Annotated in this window: 16 protein-coding genes; 3 read left to right on the forward strand and 13 right to left on the reverse strand. The window is 40.4% G+C overall.

What is annotated here, in order from left to right:
- Positions 1–14: 14 nt before the first annotated feature.
- The 7 genes from PR809_RS11595 to PR809_RS11625 all read right to left on the reverse strand — a co-directional run bounded on the left by PR809_RS11595 (position 15) and on the right by PR809_RS11625 (position 11310).
- A complete protein-coding gene (locus tag PR809_RS11595; RefSeq protein WP_206276749.1) occupies positions 15–590 on the reverse strand; it encodes a rhomboid family intramembrane serine protease in 576 nt (191 codons plus the stop codon).
- Positions 590–5527, reverse strand: a complete 4938-nt coding sequence (locus tag PR809_RS11600) for a DNA repair ATPase (protein WP_206276748.1) — start codon at positions 5525–5527, stop codon at positions 590–592. The genes PR809_RS11595 and PR809_RS11600 overlap by 1 nt, the downstream gene beginning before the upstream one ends.
- Positions 5528–5622: 95 nt before the next feature.
- Entirely contained in the window at positions 5623–7824 is a 2202-nt protein-coding gene (locus tag PR809_RS11605) for a flotillin family protein (RefSeq protein ID WP_102140062.1), read from the reverse strand.
- A 74-nt stretch (positions 7825–7898) separates the two neighbouring features.
- Positions 7899–8537 (reverse strand): OB-fold-containig protein, encoded by a 639-nt coding sequence (locus PR809_RS11610; protein WP_166267192.1) that lies wholly within the window; start codon positions 8535–8537, stop codon positions 7899–7901.
- 389 nt (positions 8538–8926) lie between these two features.
- Positions 8927–9838, reverse strand: a complete 912-nt coding sequence (gene nagK, locus PR809_RS11615; protein ID WP_195697960.1) for an N-acetylglucosamine kinase — start codon at positions 9836–9838, stop codon at positions 8927–8929.
- A 297-nt stretch (positions 9839–10135) separates the two neighbouring features.
- Complete coding sequence (locus PR809_RS11620; RefSeq protein ID WP_206276747.1) at positions 10136–10375, reverse strand: hypothetical protein; 240 nt, start codon at positions 10373–10375, stop codon at positions 10136–10138.
- On the reverse strand, positions 10375–11310 hold the full coding sequence (locus tag PR809_RS11625; RefSeq protein ID WP_206276746.1) for an SGNH/GDSL hydrolase family protein: 936 nt from the start codon (positions 11308–11310) through the stop codon (positions 10375–10377). Before PR809_RS11625 ends, PR809_RS11620 begins: the two co-directional genes overlap by 1 nt.
- Positions 11311–11534: 224 nt before the next feature.
- Between PR809_RS11625 and PR809_RS11630 the strand changes: the two genes are divergently transcribed.
- The 3 genes from PR809_RS11630 to asd all read left to right on the forward strand — a co-directional run bounded on the left by PR809_RS11630 (position 11535) and on the right by asd (position 13380).
- Entirely contained in the window at positions 11535–11795 is a 261-nt protein-coding gene (locus PR809_RS11630) for a type B 50S ribosomal protein L31 (RefSeq protein WP_004906261.1), read from the forward strand.
- Between the two features lie 2 nt (positions 11796–11797).
- Positions 11798–11938: a type B 50S ribosomal protein L36 gene (gene ykgO / locus PR809_RS11635; RefSeq protein ID WP_102140059.1), complete on the forward strand. Its 141-nt coding sequence runs from the start codon at positions 11798–11800 to the stop codon at positions 11936–11938.
- A gap of 335 nt (positions 11939–12273) precedes the next feature.
- A complete protein-coding gene (asd, locus tag PR809_RS11640) occupies positions 12274–13380 on the forward strand; it encodes an aspartate-semialdehyde dehydrogenase (protein ID WP_195697958.1) in 1107 nt (368 codons plus the stop codon).
- 70 nt (positions 13381–13450) lie between these two features.
- On the opposite strand, the gene PR809_RS11645 is transcribed toward asd, so the two are convergent.
- From PR809_RS11645 to dnaN, 6 genes are all read right to left on the reverse strand, one after another.
- Entirely contained in the window at positions 13451–13798 is a 348-nt protein-coding gene (locus PR809_RS11645) for a DUF1622 domain-containing protein (RefSeq protein WP_206276745.1), read from the reverse strand.
- Positions 13799–13872: 74 nt separating this feature from the next.
- Positions 13873–15456, reverse strand: a complete 1584-nt coding sequence (locus tag PR809_RS11650; RefSeq protein WP_166267182.1) for a phosphoethanolamine transferase — start codon at positions 15454–15456, stop codon at positions 13873–13875.
- A 212-nt stretch (positions 15457–15668) separates the two neighbouring features.
- The gene (locus tag PR809_RS11655) at positions 15669–18566 is read right to left on the reverse strand and encodes an autotransporter domain-containing protein (protein ID WP_206276744.1); all 2898 of its coding nucleotides are present in this window, start codon (positions 18564–18566) and stop codon (positions 15669–15671) included.
- A 301-nt stretch (positions 18567–18867) separates the two neighbouring features.
- Positions 18868–21282, reverse strand: a complete 2415-nt coding sequence (gene gyrB, locus PR809_RS11660) for a DNA topoisomerase (ATP-hydrolyzing) subunit B (protein WP_102140054.1) — start codon at positions 21280–21282, stop codon at positions 18868–18870.
- A gap of 18 nt (positions 21283–21300) precedes the next feature.
- Positions 21301–22395: a DNA replication/repair protein RecF gene (recF, locus tag PR809_RS11665; protein ID WP_102140053.1), complete on the reverse strand. Its 1095-nt coding sequence runs from the start codon at positions 22393–22395 to the stop codon at positions 21301–21303.
- 9 nt (positions 22396–22404) lie between these two features.
- Positions 22405–23505, reverse strand: a complete 1101-nt coding sequence (gene dnaN, locus PR809_RS11670; protein WP_102140052.1) for a DNA polymerase III subunit beta — start codon at positions 23503–23505, stop codon at positions 22405–22407.
- Position 23506 lies beyond the last annotated feature (1 nt).

Genomic DNA, 23506 nt, shown 5'->3' on the forward strand with positions numbered 1-23506 from the left:
GTGATGGTGCTAATTTAAGGTGAGCGATTATTGGTTTTTTGATGGTAACGATGACTCAGCCATGCATAGATAGCCCCTGCAATAGCCCCCGCTATATGTGATTCAGTTGAGATGTATAAGTGAGTAGGTAATAAGCCGCTAGCCATTGTGCCAAAATAGAACAGCACTAATAATGCGATAGCGATATCACCCCATTTTCGCCGGAAGAAGCCTTGAGCAATTAGCAACCCCCATAAACCAAAAACCCACCCGCTTGCGCCGATGTGAACTGCATTCCTACCAATGAGCCAAACTGCTAACCCACCAGCAATAATGATAAACAGTGATGCCAATATGTAAGCTTTGATGGTGCGATGAAGCAATAATGCGCTTAAGATGATAAATGGAGGCAAATTGCTGAGTAGATGCTCCCAGCTTCCATGAATAAATGGAGCGAAGAAGATACCGAGCAAGCCCCATTCTGTACGTGGAACTAGCCCAAATTGGGTTAAACCGCCAGCGGTTAAGCTATTAACCGATTGAACAATAATAAAAATTGCAACAATTGAGGTTAATAACTTAACGCGAGGATACCCTGATAAATAGCTCATTAGTGGTTGCCAAGTGCTTGAACACTTTCAACGAGTGACGCTAGCTGGCCAACAACCCGATCACCAATATCTGCATTATCTCCACCTAACGATTTGTTACGCATAAAGTCTTTCTTGATTTGTTGCCAACGTGCAGAATCTTTTTCTGTTAATGTACCACGCAGTTCAGCGAGTTTGAGTAGGTTTTCTTCTGCACCCGTTGTGAGCAGCTGTGCTTCACCCAAGTAGTGGTCATCGAGTAATCTTTCAAGTTCATTATTATTCATCACTGAAGAGACTTTTTCGCTGAGTTTATTCATATTACGGTAACTACCTTGCAAGCGAAATGCAGGCTCTGTCCGGTACTTATCGGATTGCGCTGCGCTAGCGATATAGTGTTGATTCACTTTCAATACAACATCCCGTAACTTAATTAACTTGCTGATTACCGAGGTGATTTCATTAATTTCTGCATCAGAGTATGGGTAACTTAAGGTATTGGTAGAGACAGATTTGCCCATCGCTTTATCGACAAATAAGTACAGGTCGTTCAGATCTCGTAATGCAAGAGGGGCTAATACAGGGTTTGATGTCAGGCTGTTTTCGATATAGCTCAAAGCAAATGCTTCATCCATACCCCCTAGCACCTCACCAAGGTTATAAATATCAGCGCGGTTTGCAAGCATGTCAGGGATCCGGAAAACTTCTCCAGACTCGGTATAAGGGTTACCTGCCATAACGACACAGAATTTTTTACCCCGCATGTCATACGTTTTGGTTTTGCCTTTCCAAACCCCTTCAATGCGTCGTGTTCCATCACATAAAGAGATAAATTTTTGCAAAAACTCAGGGTGTGTGTGCTGAATATCATCAACGTATAGCATCACATTATTACCCATTTCTAAAGCTAGATTGAGCTTTTCTAGCTCTTGTCTTGCCGTTGCGTTAGGCGCTTGTTCAGGATCAAGAGAAAGTACATCATGGCCAAGAGCAGGCCCATTGACCTTCATAAAAATTAGCCCTAAACGGTCAGCGGCATATTCCATTAAAGTGGTTTTACCGTACCCGGGCGGTGAAATCATTAATAGCAGCCCCATGAGGTCAGTGCGTTTACCTTCCCCTAAAGCCCCAATTTGTTTTGCCATGTTATCGCCAATGATAGGCAAATAGACGTCGTTTATCAGTTTGTTACGTACAAAAGAGCTTAGTGGCTTTGCTTTGTATTCATGCAGTTTTAAACGGCTACGTTCTTCAGTCACAATTTGTTGGCGCAGAGTTTGATACTGGCGGAATTCGGGAATGAATCGCTTCCTTTGACCACGCATACGACTGAAGTAGTTATCTAAACTCAGTGCTAGAGTTTGGTTTTCAATGGTCGGGTGTTCACCGAGCAACCCGCTAACCTTAAAGTAAAGGTCTGCTTCACTAAAGCGAGCGGAAGCTACTTTATCTAAGATAATAATGGCAATAGCACCCGGTATGTATGGAACAAGGTGAGCAAATTCAGGGATTGAGCACAGCCCTTGTAGCCAGTTTTGAACTAATGACCAGCGCTGGGCGTAGCGAGCCCCTAAATTTTGTTGTGAGCGATTAAAATCACCCCACATATGGGTTTCTTCTAAGCGGCTCTGGAGCGCTAAAACTAACTCCCTTGCGTACTTGCTATAGACGAGCTCTATCGGAGTTCTTGCTAATACAAAACTAAGGTATTCAGCGGCTTGGGTTTGCTCATAAGCTTGGCATTGAATGGGGTTATTTTGTAAAAATAAGCTAATCCCAGCTTCGATTTCGGCTTGTAGGTCAAGAAGTGCATTGTCATTATGGAATAATTGGTGAATATTCATGGCTGTTCTTGCACGTTCAGGCCATAAAGCGGGGAAATCGTCGTTTTGTACTTGCTCCCAATAAATAGCTGCGATAGCACGGGCTGTCGGGCTATACCGTAATAAATCTGCACTTTCACCGATTGGCAGTAGTTTTTTCAGTAAAGCAACAGCATCGTGGTCATGAATGCCTTTTTCATAGCCTTCTTTATAGCGTGGGCTCGCAAAATCACGGACAATTTTTTCAAGTTTTTCCGTTGATGTTAATGCATTTTTTAGGATATCAAAATCTAGCCCTTCTTGGCGTTTTGTTGCGGCATAGATAATTGAATAAGCAAGGTATTCTGCGCGGTAAACCGTATTAGATTCGGACTCTAATGAGGCACTCCAATAAGGTTTGAGTTGTGATAGTTGTTCATTTTCTATGGGTTCTTGGAAATCTGTTCCAGTGAGATAAACCCATAGTTGTTCATTTTTTGGTAAAATAGTGAGATCAAGCTCTTGAGTGTTTACGCTGAACCGGTGACGACCGAGCTTAATGACATTCCCACCATCTTCAAAAATATCTGTTTTATCACGCAAAACTCGAATGGCTTGGTCCCGAGAGGATTTCAAACGTGCATCAATATCATCAGCTTTAACGTTATCGTTAATTTCCCTTAATTTCTCAATTATTTCACGTGTTTTAAGCGCGAGAGGGTCTGAGGCAAAGAAGGCATTGAGCTCATCTTGAGACTGTAAACGAGTTGTTCGTCGTTGCAGGCTGTCTAGTAGGCGATCTGCTGCAGTAACTAAATTTTGGGCGCGGCGTTGGCGGTCATCAATAAGAACTTGTTTATGTGATTCAAAGGTTTCGAGTAATTCTTCCCGCTTAGCCAAGATATCATCAAGAAATTCATCATGATTGCTAAATTGGCTTTCGAGTTCTTCTAACTGAACAAGCAATCTTGATAACTGATCATCGCAACGTTCAGGATCAGTGGCAAGAGACAGGGCATTGGTAATGCCTTGGCTGAACAGCCGGAATTGTGCGCCAAATTGAGCGACGGTTTCCACACTGCTTTGTGATTTTCGTTTTTGTTGTAAACGAGCTCTAGATTGGTTTAGCTGAGCATAGATTTGCGAAATAGCATCAATAATGTGGGTTTGTTGTGTGACATCGTTGAAACTCAGTGAAGCCATTAAGTTTGATAGCATATCTAAATCAGTAGACATTTTTTCCATATCCTTCATGGGAATGTCTAACTGAGCACTGTTTTGGGCTTTTTCTATTTGTTCTTCGAAAACAGTTAATTGTGTTTTAAAGGGCTGTAATGCTTTATCGCTAGCCAGGAAAACAGCGGTTTCTTGCGATACATATTGTTGATTTTTCTCTATTTCACTTTCCATTTCGCTAAGCTTTTCTAAATCCATATAGCGAAATTCGCGCAGTGAAATCAAGTGCCCGCGTTGAGCACTCAGGGCATTTAAGCCATCAACAAATTGTTGAATATCAGCCCAACTTTCAGGCAACGTTAGTGAAAGTAGTGATTTTTGGCGGCTGATGGCTTCATTCATTGATTTAGCTGATTGCTGCCGTATGCTTTCGACCTTCTCATATTCATCAAGGACAAGTTCACTTGTTTGGGTGATTTCTTTGAGCAATTTGCCAATACCAAGGCATTGTTCATCACCAAACCAGTAATAAATATCCAGTAAATTTTTTGCTTGTTGGCTGAGCTGTTCGTAGCGAGCGATAGAAATTTGGCTGCCTTCTATTTCTTTGGAAACATGTAATATTTCAGAAATACCTCGAACTAAATCTGCATTGCCGATACGCCCTAAAAAACCGCTACGAGTCGGCTGTTGGTCGGCAAATTCTTCTGAGTAAAATGGGGTCTGCCAAACTTGCATAGGATGAACGCGAGTCGCTTCTTCGCCTTCACCTTCAAATAACACCATTTTTCCGTCTTCAAGCATGGCATAGCCATGGCCAATAAGCGGAACTGAAAGTGTTCGTTCAATTAAATTGTAATTGAATAGAGCAATACGACCTTGATTTGGTGAATAGAAAACATATAGGACATCTTCTCCATTTGGAGAACGACGCAAACGGCGAAAACGCATTCCATCCATAGACTGCTCAAACGTTTTATAGTCACCATTTTGTAAGTAGTAGCCGCCAGGGAAAATAATACCGTGGTCTTCTGGTAGCTGGACACATGCTTGCCCAATGGCATCAATGCGTTGTACAGATTGAGACAGCGTGTTGTAAACCAAGTAACGCCAAGTTTCTTCTCGATAGGGTAAAACTTTTAAGATAATTAAACTGCCAGTTTGTGCATATTCAATTTGTGCGTCATCTAAAGATTGGTTTTTATCAAGAACAGCTTCTTGGTAAATCCCCAAACCATCTTCAGTGTTATTTTCACACTTGATGGTTAAATCACCGCCAATAGTTTCTATGAATACAGTGTCAAGAATATTGATGTGAGGGTATCGGCCGTTAACCGTGTCTTCCCGTGTGGTTTTTTGCCATTCAAAATCATAGGCTGGTGGGAGGGCGATATCGCGTTCACCCCGATTATCAATATACTCAATTTTGCGTTTGTCGCTGGAGATTGACCAGCGAAAAACTCGCACGTCCGTGATGCGATCGCCAATTTGAAAACTAGCAAGAAGTTTGCCGTCCCGTTCAACAAGTTGCAGTAACTGTGTGTTCTTATAATAGGTATAGAGTTCAGTAAAATCTTGAACAAAGCGATTATCACTCAAGAAGGTATCTTCATAAGGGACTGCTTCAACATCAAACTCATTGTCGTTTTCAATTAACCGATATAGTGAAAATACATCTTCGAGGTGCGTTTCTTTTTTTAGGCCGAGGAATACGTTATAACCGAATAAGAGCCATTCACCGACGCGGACAATGTCCCTTGCTTGGCAATTATTTTCAGTACGAATGCGAATACGACCAATAATATCCATTTGGCTTTGACCAAATTCATCCAACCGCATTTCATTGAGTTGTGCGGCTTTTTGATGCAGCTGTTGCCCTTGGTCGGTCAGGCGTTTGCGTAATATTTCATAAGCACCGCCTTCTGCAACAGCGCTATCGAGTATTTCTTGTTCGCGATCCGTATCCTGAATATCTGACATTGCGCAGCGAATTCCCTTAACTAAGACAATAAAAATGGAAAACAAATAATGAAGAACAATAGGGGGTAGGTTCACTACCCCAATGTGCTAAAGGTTTACAGCTGGTCATCCGTCGGTGGAATCGGTTTTGACATGACTGTTTTTGCTGGCTGGTTAGCCCCTTTAGCTGCCATAAAACCGTTGATAAGGTCTTGAACTTCTGGGTTTTTCAATAATGCGGCAATATCAATTTTTTTGTCTTCTTTGCTACGATTTATGAGCTTCTCGACATTTTCTTTTGCGAAACTGCTTTTATCCATAAAGCCATCAACCGCTTTACCGAGGCTTAGTGCTTTAGAGAAGGTGTTGAAGAAGCTGCCGTCGCCGCCCACAATTTCAATATTGGTTTTGCTAAGAGCTGCAGCCAATACATCAGCTTGCTCGCGGGCAATTTCTTTATTTGCGTCGATAGAGGCCATGGATTGTTCGAACTCTTTCTCAAGGCGCATACGAAACTCTTCATGTGAACGTGCAGTATCGCTGAGGTGATCCATTGATTTAAATTTGTCGGTTAAACCATCGGCTTCAGCTTTCAAGCGTTGGCGGATAACTTCTGCTTGCGCTGAACCTAATTGTCCTTCACCTCGAGCTTGTGCTGCCAGTTTTTCTTCCAGTACTTTCGCGTCAGCTAAGCCTAGTTTTTCTTTAGCATTTGCTTGTTGTTCTTCACCACGAGCTTGGGCTGCTAATTTCTCTTCAAGGATTTTTGCTTCAGCAAACCCTTGTTGTTGCTCTGCTTTAGCTTTAGCTTCCATAACCTGAGCTTCCGTTAAGCCTTTTTCTTTTAGCCCACGTGCTTCTGCTAACAGTTTCTCAGCCGTAATATTGGCAAGAACAAGACCTTCTTTTTCTTCTGCCTCTGCAGTTGCTTGGCGAACTCGAGCTTCTGCTAAACCTAATGCCGCGTGTTCGGCTTCAACCCCTTCAGCTAAGCGCTTTTTGGCTTCAGCTTGCTTTGCCGATGCTTCGAGTTCTGCTTGTGCCATGGTGCTTATTTCTTCTGCACGGTGTTTAGCACTGGCTTCATCAGCTTCGGCTTTTTTCACTTGGCGAACTAGCGACTCTTCTGCTTCTGCCTGTGCGTTAATCACGGTGACTTGGCGCATGCGTTCAGCTTCAGAGACTTCACGAACTTCTTTGATGCGTTCTTCTTCTTGTGCCACGGTTTTTTCAACGGCTACACGCTCACGTATAACATTGGAGATATTTTTGCGTTCTTCTTCGAGTGCTTTTTCTTTTTCTATACGTTGTAATTCAACTTCTCTTTCACGGGCAACAATTTCGAGCTCACGTGCGCGGCTCACGCGTTCTTCTTCGATGGCGACTGCACGAGTACGGTTTTGTTGAGCAACTTCAACTTCGCGCATGCGGTTTTCTTCACGGATTTCAATTTCTTGCTGGGTTTGAATACGCGCTTGCTCTGCTTTAAGGCGCTCTTCTTCTTGAACACGTAAGGTTTCAGCTTGTTCACGTGCACGAATATTATCAATTTCACGTTTTTGGCGAGCTTCGGCATCGGCTTGTTGGCGCTCTAAGGCTAAACTTGCTTCGCGGGTTTCAACGTTTTTCTTTTGAATTGCGAGCTCTTGATCACGCTCTTTTTGGTTGGTCTCAATATTGTGGATCGCGGTGATTTCAGTAATTTTACGAATACCTTCGGAGTCAAAGATATTGTTTGGGTCTAAGGCTGATTTTGGTGTTTGTTCTAGGTAATCAATCGCCACATCTTCAAGTGCATAGCCGTTAAGGTCTTTTCCTATCACATCAACAATGCGATCACGGAAGTCTTGTCGGTTTTCAAATAAAGTGGCTAAATCCAGTTGCTTACCGACTGTTTTTAAGGCTTCAGAGAATTTTGCACTGAATAATGTACTGACCGCTTGATGGTCTGATGCACGGTCAACACCGATAGCTTTTGCAACTTTCAGCACATCTTCTGTCGTTTCATTCACTCGCAAATAGAAAGCAACAGTGATATCAGCACGTAAGTTATCATGACAAATCAAGCCATCTTTACCGCGGCGATCAACTTCAAGTGTTAGCAAAGAGATACGCATGAATTCTTTTTTGTAGATGACAGGGTAAACTAATGCCCCTGTAAAATGCACTTTAGGCTGTGATGACATGTCATTGACAATCAAAGCAGTACCTTGTGGAACTTTGATATAGAAGGCTTTGAATAACCCAAAGAACCCTAAAATAACTAGGATGATCCCCCCGATAATTGTTAAAAAGGGCATTAGTGCAGCCAAGTCCATATTAATTCTCCATTGGTTCTGACGATGACGTCATTTCGATTATGCAAGCAAGATATTTATTTTAAAAAGCGAAGTTATCCGTGGCGAAACTCATTTTCACTGACAACTTGGTAACTGTGCGATGCTGCGTCATAGCTAATAATAACAACACGATCACCGCGTTTTAACTGTTCGGAGGATGGGGCGCGTATTTGTAAAATTAACCCGGCTCCGCCATCTTCTAATAGCGCTTCGCCATTTTGTTCACTCACCGTTCCTGAACGTACTGTGGCGTATTTACCGATAAGTTGTTGTACTGTTTTGGGTTTATTAAGGCTCACCAATTTTTTGCGCACAGGTTTTAAGCACAAAGCGGTTAAATGAAGAGAGATAAATAGGGTGATCGCAAAAACGGCGAAGCTGACGAGATAACGTAATAAATCAGTATCAATGAAGCGAATAAAGATATGTACGCTGAAATAACTGATTATCCAACCAAAAAGAGTAAATAACGTGACAATAATGGTGACAGGGATCCCTGCTAAGCCAAGCTTGGTTAGCCAACCCGCGAAACCTGTTGCATCAATGCCAGCATCAAATTCGGTATCAAGATTAAATACGTCGATATCCAATAAGCCAAAAGCGGCACATAACCAATAAAATAGAACAATGATTAGCAAACCACTAAAGATAATTGTCGGGAACATCAAACTGTTATGGAAAAACAAACTCATAGGGTTTTCTCTTTATTATTAATGCATTATTGAGCTTACGTGAAAAGGAACGTTTGTTTAATTTATCACCATAAAATTATTTAGCTTAATAATATATTTTTTAATTAATAGCAGTATCAGACTAGTCTATAAGCACTTTTAATTTTTTGAAGTCTCTTATAGTACTGGTTGTTTATCCAGCTTTATTTGGTGAAGTTATTCCTAAAGTCTTATCGATAATAGTAAGACATTAATGAGATAGGATTTTACCATTAATAATCAAGTTGATGATAATCATTCTCAACTATAATAAGCGTGTTTAAAGTACAAAATGGGGGGGATTAATAAGATTAAAGTGATAAATTCGCGCTTCATGGATGAAAACTATTATGAAGCGCAAAAAAGTAAGATTAGTCTATCAAGTTCAGGAATGCCGCACCTCGTGCGCCTCCAGAGTCACCATAACGTGCTTTTTCGATTGCAGGTAATGTTGCTATACCATATAGGTATTGTGGAAGTACTTCTGGTAGTTGTTTATAGATCTCTTCAAACTGTGATAACCCTCCACCAATAACCACTAAGTCGGGGTCAAAAACAGTGACAATTTGCCCCATAAACATCGCAAGTAATGACATATAGCGGTTAACATGCTCTTTTGCTTGAATATCACCTTGTTTATATAGCTCAATAATTTCGATAGCCGAACGTTTTTCATTGTTGAATGAAGAATAAATACGCTCAAAGCCCGGGCCGGATAGATAGGTTTCAAAGCAAGCTGTTTGGCCACAGCCACAAGTTATTTCAGGAACTTTTTCCCCTAATAGCTTGGCTCCACGAACGCTGAGGTTCATGTGGCCTATTTCCCCTGCAATTCCATTTTTACCGGATAAAACTTTACCATTTATAATGAACCCACCACCCACACCAGTCCCTAAAATTAAGCCAAGAACGGTAGGGTAGCGTTTGAAATCAGGGTCCCAAGCTTCTGATAATGCAAAGCAATTTGCATCATTTTCTACTTTTACTGGGCGCTGTAATATATTAGCAAGATCATGAATTAAAGGTTTGTATTGTGCAGTAGGGACATTGGTTGTAAATACGGTTCCTTCAGCGTGGTTTACGATACCCGGAACGCCAACACCCACTTTTCCTTGGCAGTTAAATTTTTCATCTGCTTCTCGTGTGAGCTCAAGAAATGTATTTAAGAGCGTTTGGTAGTCATCTTTGGGTGTAGGAACACGCTTTTGCCAGACCTGATTTAATTCGTTATCAAAGACGGCAAGTTCAATTTTTGTCCCGCCCATGTCAAAGCCGTAATACATTTTCATCGTCCTTTAGTTATTTATGTATCATGTATCTATATGATAAATAATAAATGAAAGTGCTAATTAACCTGATTATACAAAAGTTATTTGATGAAAGAATTATTGATTTAATATTTATTTTTATATTCACATGAGGTTAGCTTCAGGGTGCTGACAAACAGACAATGTTTGGGAAAAAGCCAAATAGGTTATTGATTTTCGCCTGATAAAACAAAGTGAGAAAATTACGTGTTTATCTCGCTTTATCAATCAAAGTTAGCAGATACCAGCTAACCTTGATTGATAAATAAAGCGTTATTTTTGGTTGTTTAGTGGGTTGTACTTTTTTAAGATAAAATTATGCAATTCCATCGCAATAATTTGATGGACTTCCTGAGTAGGATGAACATCATCGATAAAAACATAATGAGGGTCGATTTCTAATGGTGCGGTATTGTCTTGGCGAATATAACCATCAGTAAAAGCGTCTTCTATATTATATGCTCCCGGTGAGTTTTTATTTATGTCGCCAACTACATTCGTTATATTTTTCATTACGTTATTAACATTAAAGTAATTAATGTTGATATTTTGTTTAATTTCAATAGGTTAATTATAGTCTGAAGCTTGTTGTTATGTTCGATGCTGAGATTTTGTATTTTTTGTTGTTTTTTCGGTGAACTGGTTTTTATTGCAGGGGTTTGGGATAGATCAGGAAGCCCCATCACTAGAATATTTTTCGCACCATTTTTGATCATTTTTTTGATTGTTTTTTCTTGACTAGAGATAACAACATCGACATTTTCTTTCGAATAGGTCATATAGTCATTGGCACCAATAAAAATAATACCTAAACTTTTGTCATCAAACTTAAGGTGTTTTGCTTGTTTTTCGATATTTGAAAGTATGGCAAATTGAGGGTGAAGTGTGGATTTAAAATAAGGTGCACAAGTTGAGCCACCTTCCGACTTATTCGTGAGTGTAACTTTACCTTTACTGGAATGGCTTTGCATCGTATTAGGCATGGTGAGAAACTCAGGCCATGTGAAACCATTAGTGAACCGTCCATTATAGTATTGGTTAGCATTAGTGAGTAATCCACACGACTTTTTATGCATCCTTCCTTCAGAGTCAGATAAGCTGTCACCAATAACTGTGACACTATCAAAATAGGTTATCGGTTCTTTTTTCCCTATATTAAATTTATTTGAATACGCAGTAGCTAATTGGAATTGATTTCCAGGAATTCTTTTTTCTGTATGTTTGCCCCAAAGTGACCCATCTACATCATCATCGACGGGGGTGTCCGTCGAAGGCATACTTTTAGCTCTGTCGCTATAAAGTTGTACAGATATGCTGCCACCGATACTATTCTGTAGCGGAACATTTCTAGTCGATACTATTTTTTCCGAGGCTAGATTGGTATTGGGTACTGTTGAATTAGGTCTGTGTGTAGTTGCATACAGAGTTGTATTGGATATTAATGTCATAGGAGTCCTTATTGATTGGGATACTTCTCGATAAAACTACCAATCAACAGACAAACACAGTATCAAATAAAGATTATTTATCTATAATGATATGACTAATAATTAATAAATTAATGCATATAAAACAATCGCTTGTTTACTAATTATTATTATCGACAAAGTTATTGCATCGTTTTTTAAAAAAATGTATTGTTATATTATAACATTACATTTAGGTGGTTATTATGAAACAGGGGATCCATCCACAATACCGTACCGTGGTTTTTCATGACACAAGTGCAGATGCCTATTTCAAAGTAGGCTCAACAATAAAAACTGAAAAAACAATCGAGTATGAGGGTGAAATATTTCCGTATGTCACGCTTGATGTCTCTTCTCAGTCACATCCGTTTTATACCGGTAAACAGAAAATGATTTCTCAGGAAGGCAAAACGGCACAGTTCCAGAAGCGTTTTGGTCGTTTTTTACAGTCAGAGGGTAAATGAAGATGAAAGTACTGAGTTCATTAAAAACGGCAAAAAACCGTCATCCAGATTGCCAAATTGTTCGCCGTCGTGGCCGGGTGTATGTGATATGCAAAACAAACCCGCGTTTTAAAGCAGTGCAAGGCTGTAAGAAAAAACGCTAATTATTGAATTTAAACATAATTATAAAATTTCCTGTATCGCTTTATATTTTATTTGCTTAGCCATTGCAGATTATTGCTCTCTGCCGTGGCTTTTTTTATTTGTTTTTTTGTCCACTGATCCCCTCGATTATTAGCATGATTACTAATCTTCTTATTATTAGTGATGAAATTCACTTGCACATGGATGCATATTTTGTCAGGTTTAATACATCCGAAAAATTTCTAGTTTCAATTTTTGTGAATACTGAATGAATGATAACAATGACGGTATTTACTTTGTGGGGTCGAAACTAGAAATTTCTTGGTAAAAATTTAAACGAACAGGGTGAGTGAAAATGAAAAATGTAGGGTTTGTTGGCTGGCGTGGAATGGTCGGCTCAGTATTGATGCAGAGAATGGTCGAAGAACGTGATTTTGATGCGATCCGTCCTGTATTTTTTACCACGTCACAACAGGGTGCGGAAGCGCCGGTTTATGGTGGCCATCGTAGCGTTTTACAAGATGCTTTTGATATCGATGCACTAAAAGCATTGGATATTATTATTAGCTGCCAAGGCGGCGACTACACGAATGAAGTTTATCCTAAACTTCGTGAGTCTGGCTGGAATGGTTACTGGATTGATGCTGCGTCTTCATTACGTATGAAAGATGATGCGATTATTATTCTTGATCCCGTAAATAACCAACATATCCAAGACGGCTTAAATAAAGGCATTAAGACCTTTGTCGGTGGGAATTGTACGGTTAGTTTAATGTTGATGTCTTTAGGTGGGTTGTTCACTAATAATTTAGTGGAATGGGCATCTGTGGCAACTTACCAAGCGGCATCAGGAGCGGGAGCGCGTAATATGCGTGAGCTTCTGGCACAAATGGGGTCTTTGCACACGCAAGTGGCTAAAGAACTCCAAGACCCGGCCTCCGCTATTTTAGATATAGAGAAAAAAGTCACAGATTTCACTCGCAGTGGCACAATGCCAACGGATGCGTTCGGCGTACCATTAGCGGGTAGCCTGATCCCATGGATTGATAAAGCGTTAGAAAATGGCCAAAGCCGCGAAGAGTGGAAGGGCCAAGCAGAAACCAATAAAATTTTAGAAACGGGCAATAATATTATTCCAGTTGATGGGTTATGTGTTCGTGTGGGTGCGCTGCGCTGTCATAGCCAAGCTTTCACATTGAAGCTGAAAAAAGATGTTCCGTTGAGTGAAGTTGAGCAATTGCTTGCCTCACATAATGATTGGGTGAAAGTGGTTCCTAATGACCGCGAAATCACTATGCGTGAGTTAACTCCAGCGGCAGTCACTGGCACGCTTAGCACCCCTGTTGGCCGCTTGCGTAAACTGAATATGGGCCCTGAATACTTATCTGCCTTTACGGTTGGTGACCAATTACTGTGGGGAGCTGCTGAGCCTCTTCGTCGTATGTTACGGATTTTATTATAAGCGCGGCGCAGCGATAAGTCGTATTCGATAAACCTGCATAATTTAATATGCAGGTTTTTTTGTACCTAAATTAGTGACGAGCCGGTTCATTCTGCGGCGGCTGGTGTTCTAACTCTTTTGCCAAGAAGTAGTTCAAGAATGTTCGGATCACGGCAATAATACCGAGTTTAATGAGGCTATCTAAATCTGGGTCAACGGTTGTTGCTAAGATATCAGCGGCTAATTGGAACTCTAACGCAGTGGCTAGCCAATCACCAAAACAATAGCGAGCGGTACGTGATTTTTGGGTTTTCATCCACACGATCAGGGTCTTGATTAACCCAATCACTACGCAGATAACTGAAATTGCTTCTAAAAGTAATTGAAGTACGTGAACACTCGAGACCAGTAATTCACGTAAAAAAACTAAATCGAACATTAAAACCTCGACTCGATAAGTAAATTGGATTCATATTTGTTAACTATGAGCAAATATTGCCAAAATATCGAGTTTTATTGTGGATCTATCGTCTCAGAAGGTAATTGGCTAATGGATAAAATATTTCGATTGCCATCAATGACCTGAATATTCTTATTGGGTTGATAACATTCACGTAAAGGTGATAAGCAAGCTTGTTGCGAACCTTGTTGTATATTAAGCCAATCACTGATTAGCCAATAATTATTCGCTGTAGAATAAGGTGACTGCAAGTTTACTGGTTTGATGTTTGGTTTACTGGCACTTTCGCTGTACCAAATCAGCAAAGGAATTTCATAGGCTTCTTTTCTTGGGTTGTTAACGCCATGGTGGTAGTGAATATTGTTATCGCTGTCTAAGCGTTGCAACGCATGGTCTGAATAGTACATCAAAGTCGCAGGTTTCCCTTCGAGTTGTTGTATTAGGTTTTCGATAAATTTATCGGTATATGCTACCGAACTGTCGTAGCAATCGTCATCTTCTTGGCCACTGAATGTTTTTAGTTCAGTTTCAGGGAAGCGGTTACAGGCAGGTTCATGGCTGCCATAAGTATGTAACACAATGAGTTTTTTCTTATCAGTGGGGTCATTGATAGCATTATTGAAGTCATCTTGCAGCTCTTCATCGTAGCCGACAAATTCGTTCCAAGCTTTCTTTTGTGACATAGAAGCAATAGCAGAAATAATACTGGTACGTTTATTAGTTTTTCCCTGGTTGCTGACCCAATAGGTTTTAAAGCCTGCATGATTGGCTAATGAAATGATATTGTCCGAATAGTGTGATTTATCCTGCATTTGCTCAAAGCGAATATTAGACAGTGAAATAGGGACTGACAAGATAGTCACCGGTGCAGGGGAATAGGCTTGTTGAAACGCCAATATTTGTGATTTTCGCTGATTTAAATTGGGTGTTGTTTCATATTGATAGCCGTAAAAACCCATATGGTCACGGCGCAATGATTCACCAATGACAAGAACATAGATTTCAGTTTCAGACGCATTTTTCTGGTAGTTAAAAGCCACTTCTTGTGATGATATTTTTTTTATCCCTCGGTTTTCATATAAATTTTTGACTAAAGCTGCAGCATTATAGAAAGGGGTGCTTAAGAAGTATTTTTCCGTGATCAATAAAGCGCTATCGGGTTTGCTAAGTAATGATGCGTAATAGGCTGGAATGGCTAATAGGTAACCACAAATTAGTGCCATACTTATCGCTGTAATACGACGCTTCATATATTTTGCGCATTGATGGATACAGGCTAAATAAGCTGAAAAAACAAGTAAATAAAAAATAACATAACCAATGTTATAGGAAAGCATTCCAACTGTTTCACTGCTATTGGTATTGATAAAAGTTTCTGCAATCGAAGAAGAAAAGCGGATATCGTGTTTTTGATAAAAGAAGAATGAAACAGATAAATTGAGAGCCCACAGAAGTGACACAAAAACAGTAAAAATTTTGCCAAGTAAAAACCGATAAATACCGGCACATAACAGTATGATAAGCACCCCTGAAATTATGATGGCAATGTCTGCAATAATGCTGATATCTCCACTAAAAAATACAGGGATGATAGATACCAATAATGCATAAATTGAAATAATAAGTTGGCGTATCATAGTGTTATTTTACGTATTTTTGACCTTAATCAGAGGTTATAGAAGTCATTAAAAAATAATAAGTTAACATCTGGTTAACTTAGGGTGTTATTCGTTTATAACATAAAAAAAGGTAAGATAATCAAAATAGTGGCGTAAAAAACTGTAAAATATCGTGATGTTTAGTCATGACTAGCCCCTCACAACTCGTGAGGGGGAGGTAAAATATTGAGTTAGAAACTTACCGCAATTTTGGCATCAATATTGTTATCGCTATAATTTTTTGATAAAAATTTATTATAATTAATTGATAGCTTAGTATTTTCTTTTATATTGATATCAGTACCGATTTTTAATGCGACACCATGGCGTGATGCAGGAACACTATGTGTTGTAAATGAGCTCGCGGTATCAGTAAAATTCAATTTTATCCCTCTATTTAAATTCCCATATTGGTATTGATAATTAAGCTCACCGTGTAAACCGATATTTGATGTTTTACTCAATTTCCATTGGTTATCAAGGCGTAGCCCAAGGGTAGATAACGTTGTACTGATGCGCTGTTTACGTGCCTGTAGTGATGTGTTGTTGATGTTTTCATTAATAGCATGATTCATTGCGCTGATATAAGTGAGATTGGTGAATGGCTCAATATTTATCCCATTTGAGTTAATTGGATAGGCCAGCTCCATAAAAGCTTGATGTGTGTTGGTATAATAGCTCGCTGAGTGACTTGTGCCATCACTGATTGAGCGTTCGGTATGAATAAGATGTGAAGTGTGACCGAGCCCAGCACGAACCGCGATAGGTTGCCATAAAGCGCTACCATAAATGGCGGCATGGTAGTTGTTACTGTTACCGTGGTCTAGGTCGCTAGATAAGGTGCTTTGACTAAACCCAGCCGCGATACCCAATGTCATTTTTTCATTGATAAAACGTCGATTTGCCCCAAGCAATAGACCATAATTTGATGACTTATACCCAGTGGCATTGTTATCACCAGTCGTTTTATCCCAATCATAGAGCATTTTGACCCATACATTGCCTTTGCTTTCGCTACTCCATGATCCAGACAAGCGAGCTTGTTCAAGTACTGTTTCTTTAATCTGACGGCTATTATTTATTTGATTGGATAATAGGTCAGCGTATATTTGCCCGGTGACATTGCGAAATATCGCTTGAGCTTGTTGTTTTGTTTGGCTTTTTAACGTTTGGTTATAGAGAGTATGGTGCGTAGGAAGCGTTTCAATGGCGTTAGCCACAGCGGTTTGGTTTTGCGTTGCAGCGGCACTGGAAAATGCAGTGTTATTGCGCCCTACCTTAAGTGTAACCTCTTTGGGGGTGTAATTTAGTGTCGTTCCAATAAACTGGTAATTAGGCACAACAGCATCAAATTGGCCATCAATCCCCTTTTGAGCGCTTAATATCGTATATTGTGTATCAAATAACTGGTTGATATCTTGCTTAGAAAGCGGGTTATTTTGATTTTCAAGCGTGACACTGACGGTACCACCTTTTAATAAAGCTGAGCCTTGGCTGATGACTTTATCATTTTTACCTGCTGAATTGATTTCAACCAAATAATGGCTGTTGGGTGCAAAAGTTACGGAATCAATGATGTTAATTGTGCCAATTGAGTGACCGGGTGCAACAACTGCACCTTGGTTAGCGGTTAATTGTCGAATGCTCCCATTGCCCGTCAGTAAACCGTGGTGGTTAATATTCACCGAAGCACCGATTTTTCCGTCATCTAAGACTAACGTTCCTTTCTGGACATCAACTGCGGAATCTAAGTGTTTTTTAAGGGTAACCGTTCCGCCATTTATATGGGATTTTTGCGAGTATTTATTCTCACCCGTTAAGACTAAATGGCCTTGGTTTACTGTAAAGCCTGCGAAGGTATTGTTGCCAGATAATACTAATGTCCCTTGGCCTTGTTTCGTTAACTTTCCCGTACCTTGAATATTATTTTTCCATTCATCTAGCTTACCGAAATTAGCAATATCAAAGTCATTAACGTCTTGATTGACGATAAAGTTTTCATATAAATAGGAGGGGCCATGATGAGCCGCAGGTAAGTTAATTAACCCCCAATAGCTATTTGGATCATTTTCTTTGATATTCCAACCCGCAATTGATTGGCTTGGATACGCAGTGCTAGCTAAAATATTGTTCCACTGTGTTTTATTCAAGTATGGGAAGCGTAATCGAAGTAAATAACTCGCCGTTTTAGGTATATTTTTAGGCTCGATCATAGATATCTTTTGCGTTTCTTTTTTTCCATAGTAACCAATATGGTCATTGGTTATAGGGTTAGATACGGTTAGACAATTTTGACTGTTATTTGAACATGACGATGAAATATCTGTACGAATATTTTTAGCCGACTCAACAATGAATTTGCTGTTTTTTTCATCGGATAGCAGCTGTGATAATAAATAATAATTACCTACACGAGAAGCGATGGTATCGGTAGCGAAGTGTGCGCCAACAATCACGCGGCTTTCACCGTATTCAATCGCTCGGTTGAACGTTTCACTGCCTTTTTCGGGGAAAATCATCGCCAATACTGCTGCTTGCTTAAAACCATTCCACGTATGGCCGCTAGGGTAAGATGAGCCCTGTATATGTGAATAACCTGCAATATAATGACCTTCGTCATCCAATACTTGGTAAGGACGACCACGCTTAAAATGGTCTTTTAGAATAAAATCAATCGACCTAGTACGTTGTTTTTTTTCATCATAAGCACGAGTGCTTGTATCATGTAACGAACGGATTTCTTTATATTGTTTATGGTCTTTTATATTAATATCCTGTTCGCCAAACAGTATCGTTTGATAACTGTTAAATAAATAATCTGAGCTTTGGGATTTATCTGCGTGTGCTAAATTTTTTCTTTCACCTGTGATATTGATGTATTCATTGCTAATAAGCCTATCTTGCTCAGCAACTTCGCTGCCTTCTTTAGGGGTATTATTAATAACATTGTGTTTTATATCCTCAAGCCATGTATTTCTTGTATCGATAATGTTTTTCTCTAATTCTAAAATATGATTTTTTGCTATTAGAGTATTTGTGAATATGAATGGTAATAAAGTTATTGATACTGATATAAAGGTTTTTCTCATTGTAATCCCGCCGATGCTATTGGTGAAAATTTCATTTGGCGGAGTTTATTTATAATATATTTATTTTTTATGACAGTTTTAAAAATAAAAAATCGTTATTAATTAAAGTGATAAGCTTTATTTTAAATTGTTTTATTTTTTATAATGTGGTTTTCTATTGACGGGTTTTATTTTTTTATTTTTTTACTACTGGTTTGATTAAATGGTGAAAGTAAAATAATAACTATAAAAAAATAATTATAAAAAAATAACCCCAAACTTTCGTATGGGGTTATTAAATATTATTCAGTTAGCTGAATAATTAAATATCAATATTCGCTGCTTTTAGGGCATTTTCTTCGATAAATGCACGACGTGGCTCAACAGCATCACCCATTAATGTGGTGAATAGTAAGTCGGTTGCGATCGCATCTTTCACTGTTACACGCATCATACGGCGCGTCTCAGGGTTCATGGTGGTTTCCCAAAGTTGTTCTGGGTTCATTTCACCAAGACCTTTATAACGCTGTACGTATAGGCCGCGACGTGACTCACGCGTTAACCAAGTCAAAGCTTCTTCAAAGTTATCGATATCTTGACGACGCTCACCACGCTTGATGTAAGCACCTTCTTCAATTAAGCCACTGATTAAGTCACCTAAATGAGTAATGCGACGGTACTCACTGCCATGAACAAAGTCAAAATCGAGATTGTAGTCGGTATCAACACCATGGGTGCGAATACGGATAGTTGGCTCGAATAATTGACGCTCACGGTTTTCGTTAACGGTATAGCTGTAAGTGCTACCGAATTGCTCGTTATCTTCTAAGCGTTTAACCAGTGTTTTTGCCCACTCTTCTACTTTCTCGCTGGCTTTTAAGTCATCTTCAGTTAAGGTTGACTGATAAACCAAGCTGTTAAGTAGAGCTTGAGGGTAAAGGCGCTCGAGGCGACGAATAATACGGTGTGCAGCATTATATTCGACAACCAGTTTTTCGAGTTCTTCGCCTTTCATAGCTGGGGCTTCGGCACTTAAATGCAGTTCCGCGCCATCAAGAGCGATAGAAATCAGGTAATCGTCCATTGCATCGTCATCTTTAATATATTGCTCTTGTTTACCACGTTTCACTTTATACAGTGGTGGTTGAGCGATAAAGATATGACCACGTTCAACGATTTCAGGCATTTGGCGGTAGAAGAAGGTCAATAGTAGTGTACGAATGTGCGAACCATCGACGTCCGCATCCGTCATGATAATGATGCTATGATAACGCAGTTTGTCTGGGTTATATTCATCACGACCAATACCACAGCCTAATGCGGTGATCAGGGTTGCCACTTCTTGTGAAGATAGCATTTTATCAAAACGCGCTTTTTCTACGTTTAGAATTTTACCTTTCAGTGGCAAAATTGCTTGGTTCTTACGGTTACGGCCCTGTTTTGCAGAGCCGCCCGCGGAGTCCCCTTCCACAAGGTACAGTTCAGATAGCGCAGGGTCGCGTTCTTGGCAGTCAGCCAATTTACCCGGTAAGCCAGCTAAGTCTAACGCGCCTTTACGACGTGTCATTTCACGGGCTTTACGTGCTGCTTCGCGTGCGCGTGCTGCATCAATGATTTTACCGACAACGATTTTTGCATCGTTCGGGTTTTCCAGTAAATATTCAACTAATTTCTCATTCATGATTGTTTCAACCGCTGTTTTCACTTCGGAAGAGACCAATTTTTCTTTGGTTTGTGATGAGAATTTAGGATCTGGAACTTTTACTGAAATAACCGCAATCAGGCCTTCACGTGCATCGTCACCGGTTGCGTTGACTTTGCTTTTCTTCTGATAGCCTTCTTTTTCCATGTAGTTATTCAATGTACGCGTCATTGCTGCACGGAAACCAGCGAGGTGAGTCCCCCCATCGCGCTGAGGAATGTTATTGGTGAAGCAGTATACGTTTTCTTGGAAACCATCATTCCACTGCATTGAAACTTCAACGCCAATACCGTCTTTTTCAGTTGAAAAATAAAAGACAGAAGGGTGGATAGGGGTTTTGTTACGGCTTAAATACTCAACAAAGGCTTTAATGCCGCCTTCATAATGGAAATGGTCTTCTTTGCCATCACGTTTATCAATGAGCTTGATAGAAACACCGGAGTTTAAGAATGATAACTCACGTAAGCGTTTTGCTAAGACGTCATATTCAAATTCAGTGACACCTTTAAAAGTGTCCATACTTGGCCAAAAACGAACGCGGGTTCCTGTTTGGTCGGTTTCGCCGACAACAGTCAGAGGCCCTTGAGGCTCACCATGTTTGTAGATTTGCTCATGAACTTTGCCATCGCGACGGATAACTAATTCTAATTTTTCAGATAAGGCGTTAACAACGGAAACCCCAACACCGTGCAAACCACCGGAGACTTTATAGGAGTTGTCATCAAATTTACCCCCTGCGTGCAGAACGGTCATGATAACCTCTGCGGCAGAGACGCCTTCTTCTTCGTGGATACCAGTAGGGATACCACGTCCATCATCCTGTACGGAGATAGAGTTATCGGCATGGATAGTGATCACGATATCATCACAAAAGCCTGCGAGGGCTTCGTCGATAGCGTTGTCGACAACCTCGAAAACCATGTGATGAAGACCTGTTCCATCGTCTGTATCACCGATATACATGCCTGGGCGCTTACGCACCGCATCTAGTCCTTTTAATACCTTGATACTTGAGGAGTCATATGTATTCGACATCAACGTTTCCTGCTCTTTCTATTCCTGAGGTTGAACTTCTATTTTGCCATGTTCTACACTAAACATCTTGCTATTTGCATCTATCATATCATTAACTTGCTCAGGTGTAATGGCACTGACAAACACTTGTGCTTGTGTAGCTTTGAGACGGGTTGCCAGTAATTGGCGACGGCCGGCATCAAGTTCAGAAGCAAAATCATCCAGTAGATACAGGCATTGTTGCCCGCTCTGACGGGTGAAAAACTCACCCTGCGCTAACCGTAATGCACACATAAGCAGCTTCAATTGACCCCGCGAAAGCATATCTTCAACAGGGGTTCCATTTGCTCGAATACGCAAATCCGCTTTATGTGGCCCTGAAGCGGTATAGGTTAGTGCTCTATCACGCTCAAATTGGCGCTCTAATTGTTCTGAATAATCAATTTCTTTATCCCAACCACGTTGGAAGGATACCGAGAGTGAAAATTCGGGTAAAAATTGTTGGCAAGTTTGCTCAATATTTTCAGCAATACCTGCAATATAGTCATGGCGCCATTGGCTTATTTGCTCGGAAAGCGGTGCCAGTTGTGTGTCCCAATGACGAATTTGCTCATAACGAGTGACTTGCCGTAAAGCGGCATTGCGTTGCTTTAATAACCGTTTTAAATCTGACCACACTGAAAAAAATAGCGGGTCATTGTGAAAACAACCCCAATCAATAAAAGCACGTCGATATTTAGGGCCGCCATTTAGCAAGGTAAACCCTTCTGGGGTAATCAGTTGCATTGGCAATAATTTTGCTAGTTCTGCAATTTTATGGCCATCAGTGCCGTCTATTCGGACTTTACTGTCACCATCGCGGTTTTTGCTTAAACCCAATGAAAGGTCGTTTCGCTGTTCATCTAAATGGCTCAGTTTACCATGAAGAATAAATTGTTCTTGCTCATGGCGAATAACTCGGTTCGCTTGAATGCTGCGAAAGGCACGGCCATGACCGAGTGTATATATGGCTTCCAGTATACTGGTTTTACCGCTCCCATTGGGGCCAATTAAAAAATTGAACCCATTAGCAAGGGAGAGATCCGCGTTTTCAATATTTCGAAAATCACGGATCAATAAACGCGAAAGGATCATAAATACCGATTACAAACGCATTGGCATGACAACATACACCGCTGCTTTACTATCAGCGTCTTCAATCTGCACACTGGAAACAGCGTCGGTTAACAGAAGTTGCACGTTTTCACTTTTTAGCGCATTTAAGACATCTAAGATGTAGCTAACGTTAAAGCCAATTTCCATCTCAGTACCTTGGTAGCTTACATCAACAATTTCTTCGGCTTCTTCTTGTTCTGGGTTATTGGCCGTAATGCGCAATTGGTTTTCACTGAAATACAAGCGCACACCGCGGAATTTCTCATTCGATAAAATAGCCGCGCGAGAAAAAGCTTGTTTGAGTAAATCACAGCGAGCTTCTAAGGTTTTGTCTGGGTTTTTGGGTAATACGCGACGGTAATCAGGGAAACGGCCATCAACCAATTTAGAGGTAAAGATAAAATCCCCAACGTGAGCACGAATATTATTACTACCAATTTGCAGTTGTAGAGGGGTATCACCGCCATCTAACAAACGCATTAGCTCAATAACCCCTTTACGAGGCACTATCACTGAGTGAGAGGGTAGCGATTGACCAATATCCATCGAACAGACTGCAAGCCTGTGTCCATCGGTTGAAACGGTTCTGAGCATTTGGTCTTCGGTTTCAAATAGCATGCCGTTGAGGTAATAACGGACATCTTGGTGCGCCATTGAAAACTGAGTAGCTTCAATTAAACGTTTCAGTATTGATTGCGGAAGAGAAAATTCCACTTCGCTTTGCCAATCATCCAGGTTTGGAAAATCAGCAGCGGGTAAAGTGGATAATGAGAAGCGGCTACGCCCAGAGCGGACGAGCAGTCTGTCATCATTCAGCTCTACATGAATTTCAGAACCTTCAGGTAACCCACGCCAGATATCAAAAAACTTGCGTGCGGGCACGGTGGTTGCGCCAATTTCATGCTCCCCTGTTAGGGCAACATTGGCCATCATCTCCATTTCAAGGTCGGTTCCAGTGAGTTGGAGGGTGCCTTCTTTTACCTGTAATAAAAGGTTACCTAAAATAGGCAGAGTTGGACGCCCACCTAAAGGACCACTAACCTGTTGTAACGGTTTTAATAACTGCTCGCGTTCTATTGTAAATTTCATA

Origin of the sequence: Providencia sp. PROV201, from assembly GCF_028479545.1 — a bacterium.
Lineage (GTDB): Bacteria > Pseudomonadota > Gammaproteobacteria > Enterobacterales > Enterobacteriaceae > Providencia > Providencia huaxiensis.

Coding starts and splice junctions, on each gene's coding strand:
- PR809_RS11595 (WP_206276749.1), bottom strand. CDS start 590: ATGAGCTATTTATCAGGGTATCCTCGCGTTAAGTTATTAACCTCAATT.
- PR809_RS11600 (WP_206276748.1), bottom strand. CDS start 5,527: ATGTCAGATATTCAGGATACGGATCGCGAACAAGAAATACTCGATAGC.
- PR809_RS11605 (WP_102140062.1), bottom strand. CDS start 7,824: ATGGACTTGGCTGCACTAATGCCCTTTTTAACAATTATCGGGGGGATC.
- PR809_RS11610 (WP_166267192.1), bottom strand. CDS start 8,537: ATGAGTTTGTTTTTCCATAACAGTTTGATGTTCCCGACAATTATCTTT.
- nagK (WP_195697960.1), bottom strand. CDS start 9,838: ATGTATTACGGCTTTGACATGGGCGGGACAAAAATTGAACTTGCCGTC.
- PR809_RS11620 (WP_206276747.1), bottom strand. CDS start 10,375: ATGAAAAATATAACGAATGTAGTTGGCGACATAAATAAAAACTCACCG.
- PR809_RS11625 (WP_206276746.1), bottom strand. CDS start 11,310: ATGACATTAATATCCAATACAACTCTGTATGCAACTACACACAGACCT.
- PR809_RS11630 (WP_004906261.1), top strand. CDS start 11,535: ATGAAACAGGGGATCCATCCACAATACCGTACCGTGGTTTTTCATGAC.
- ykgO (WP_102140059.1), top strand. CDS start 11,798: ATGAAAGTACTGAGTTCATTAAAAACGGCAAAAAACCGTCATCCAGAT.
- asd (WP_195697958.1), top strand. CDS start 12,274: ATGAAAAATGTAGGGTTTGTTGGCTGGCGTGGAATGGTCGGCTCAGTA.
- PR809_RS11645 (WP_206276745.1), bottom strand. CDS start 13,798: ATGTTCGATTTAGTTTTTTTACGTGAATTACTGGTCTCGAGTGTTCAC.
- PR809_RS11650 (WP_166267182.1), bottom strand. CDS start 15,456: ATGATACGCCAACTTATTATTTCAATTTATGCATTATTGGTATCTATC.
- PR809_RS11655 (WP_206276744.1), bottom strand. CDS start 18,566: ATGAGAAAAACCTTTATATCAGTATCAATAACTTTATTACCATTCATA.
- gyrB (WP_102140054.1), bottom strand. CDS start 21,282: ATGTCGAATACATATGACTCCTCAAGTATCAAGGTATTAAAAGGACTA.
- recF (WP_102140053.1), bottom strand. CDS start 22,395: ATGATCCTTTCGCGTTTATTGATCCGTGATTTTCGAAATATTGAAAAC.
- dnaN (WP_102140052.1), bottom strand. CDS start 23,505: ATGAAATTTACAATAGAACGCGAGCAGTTATTAAAACCGTTACAACAG.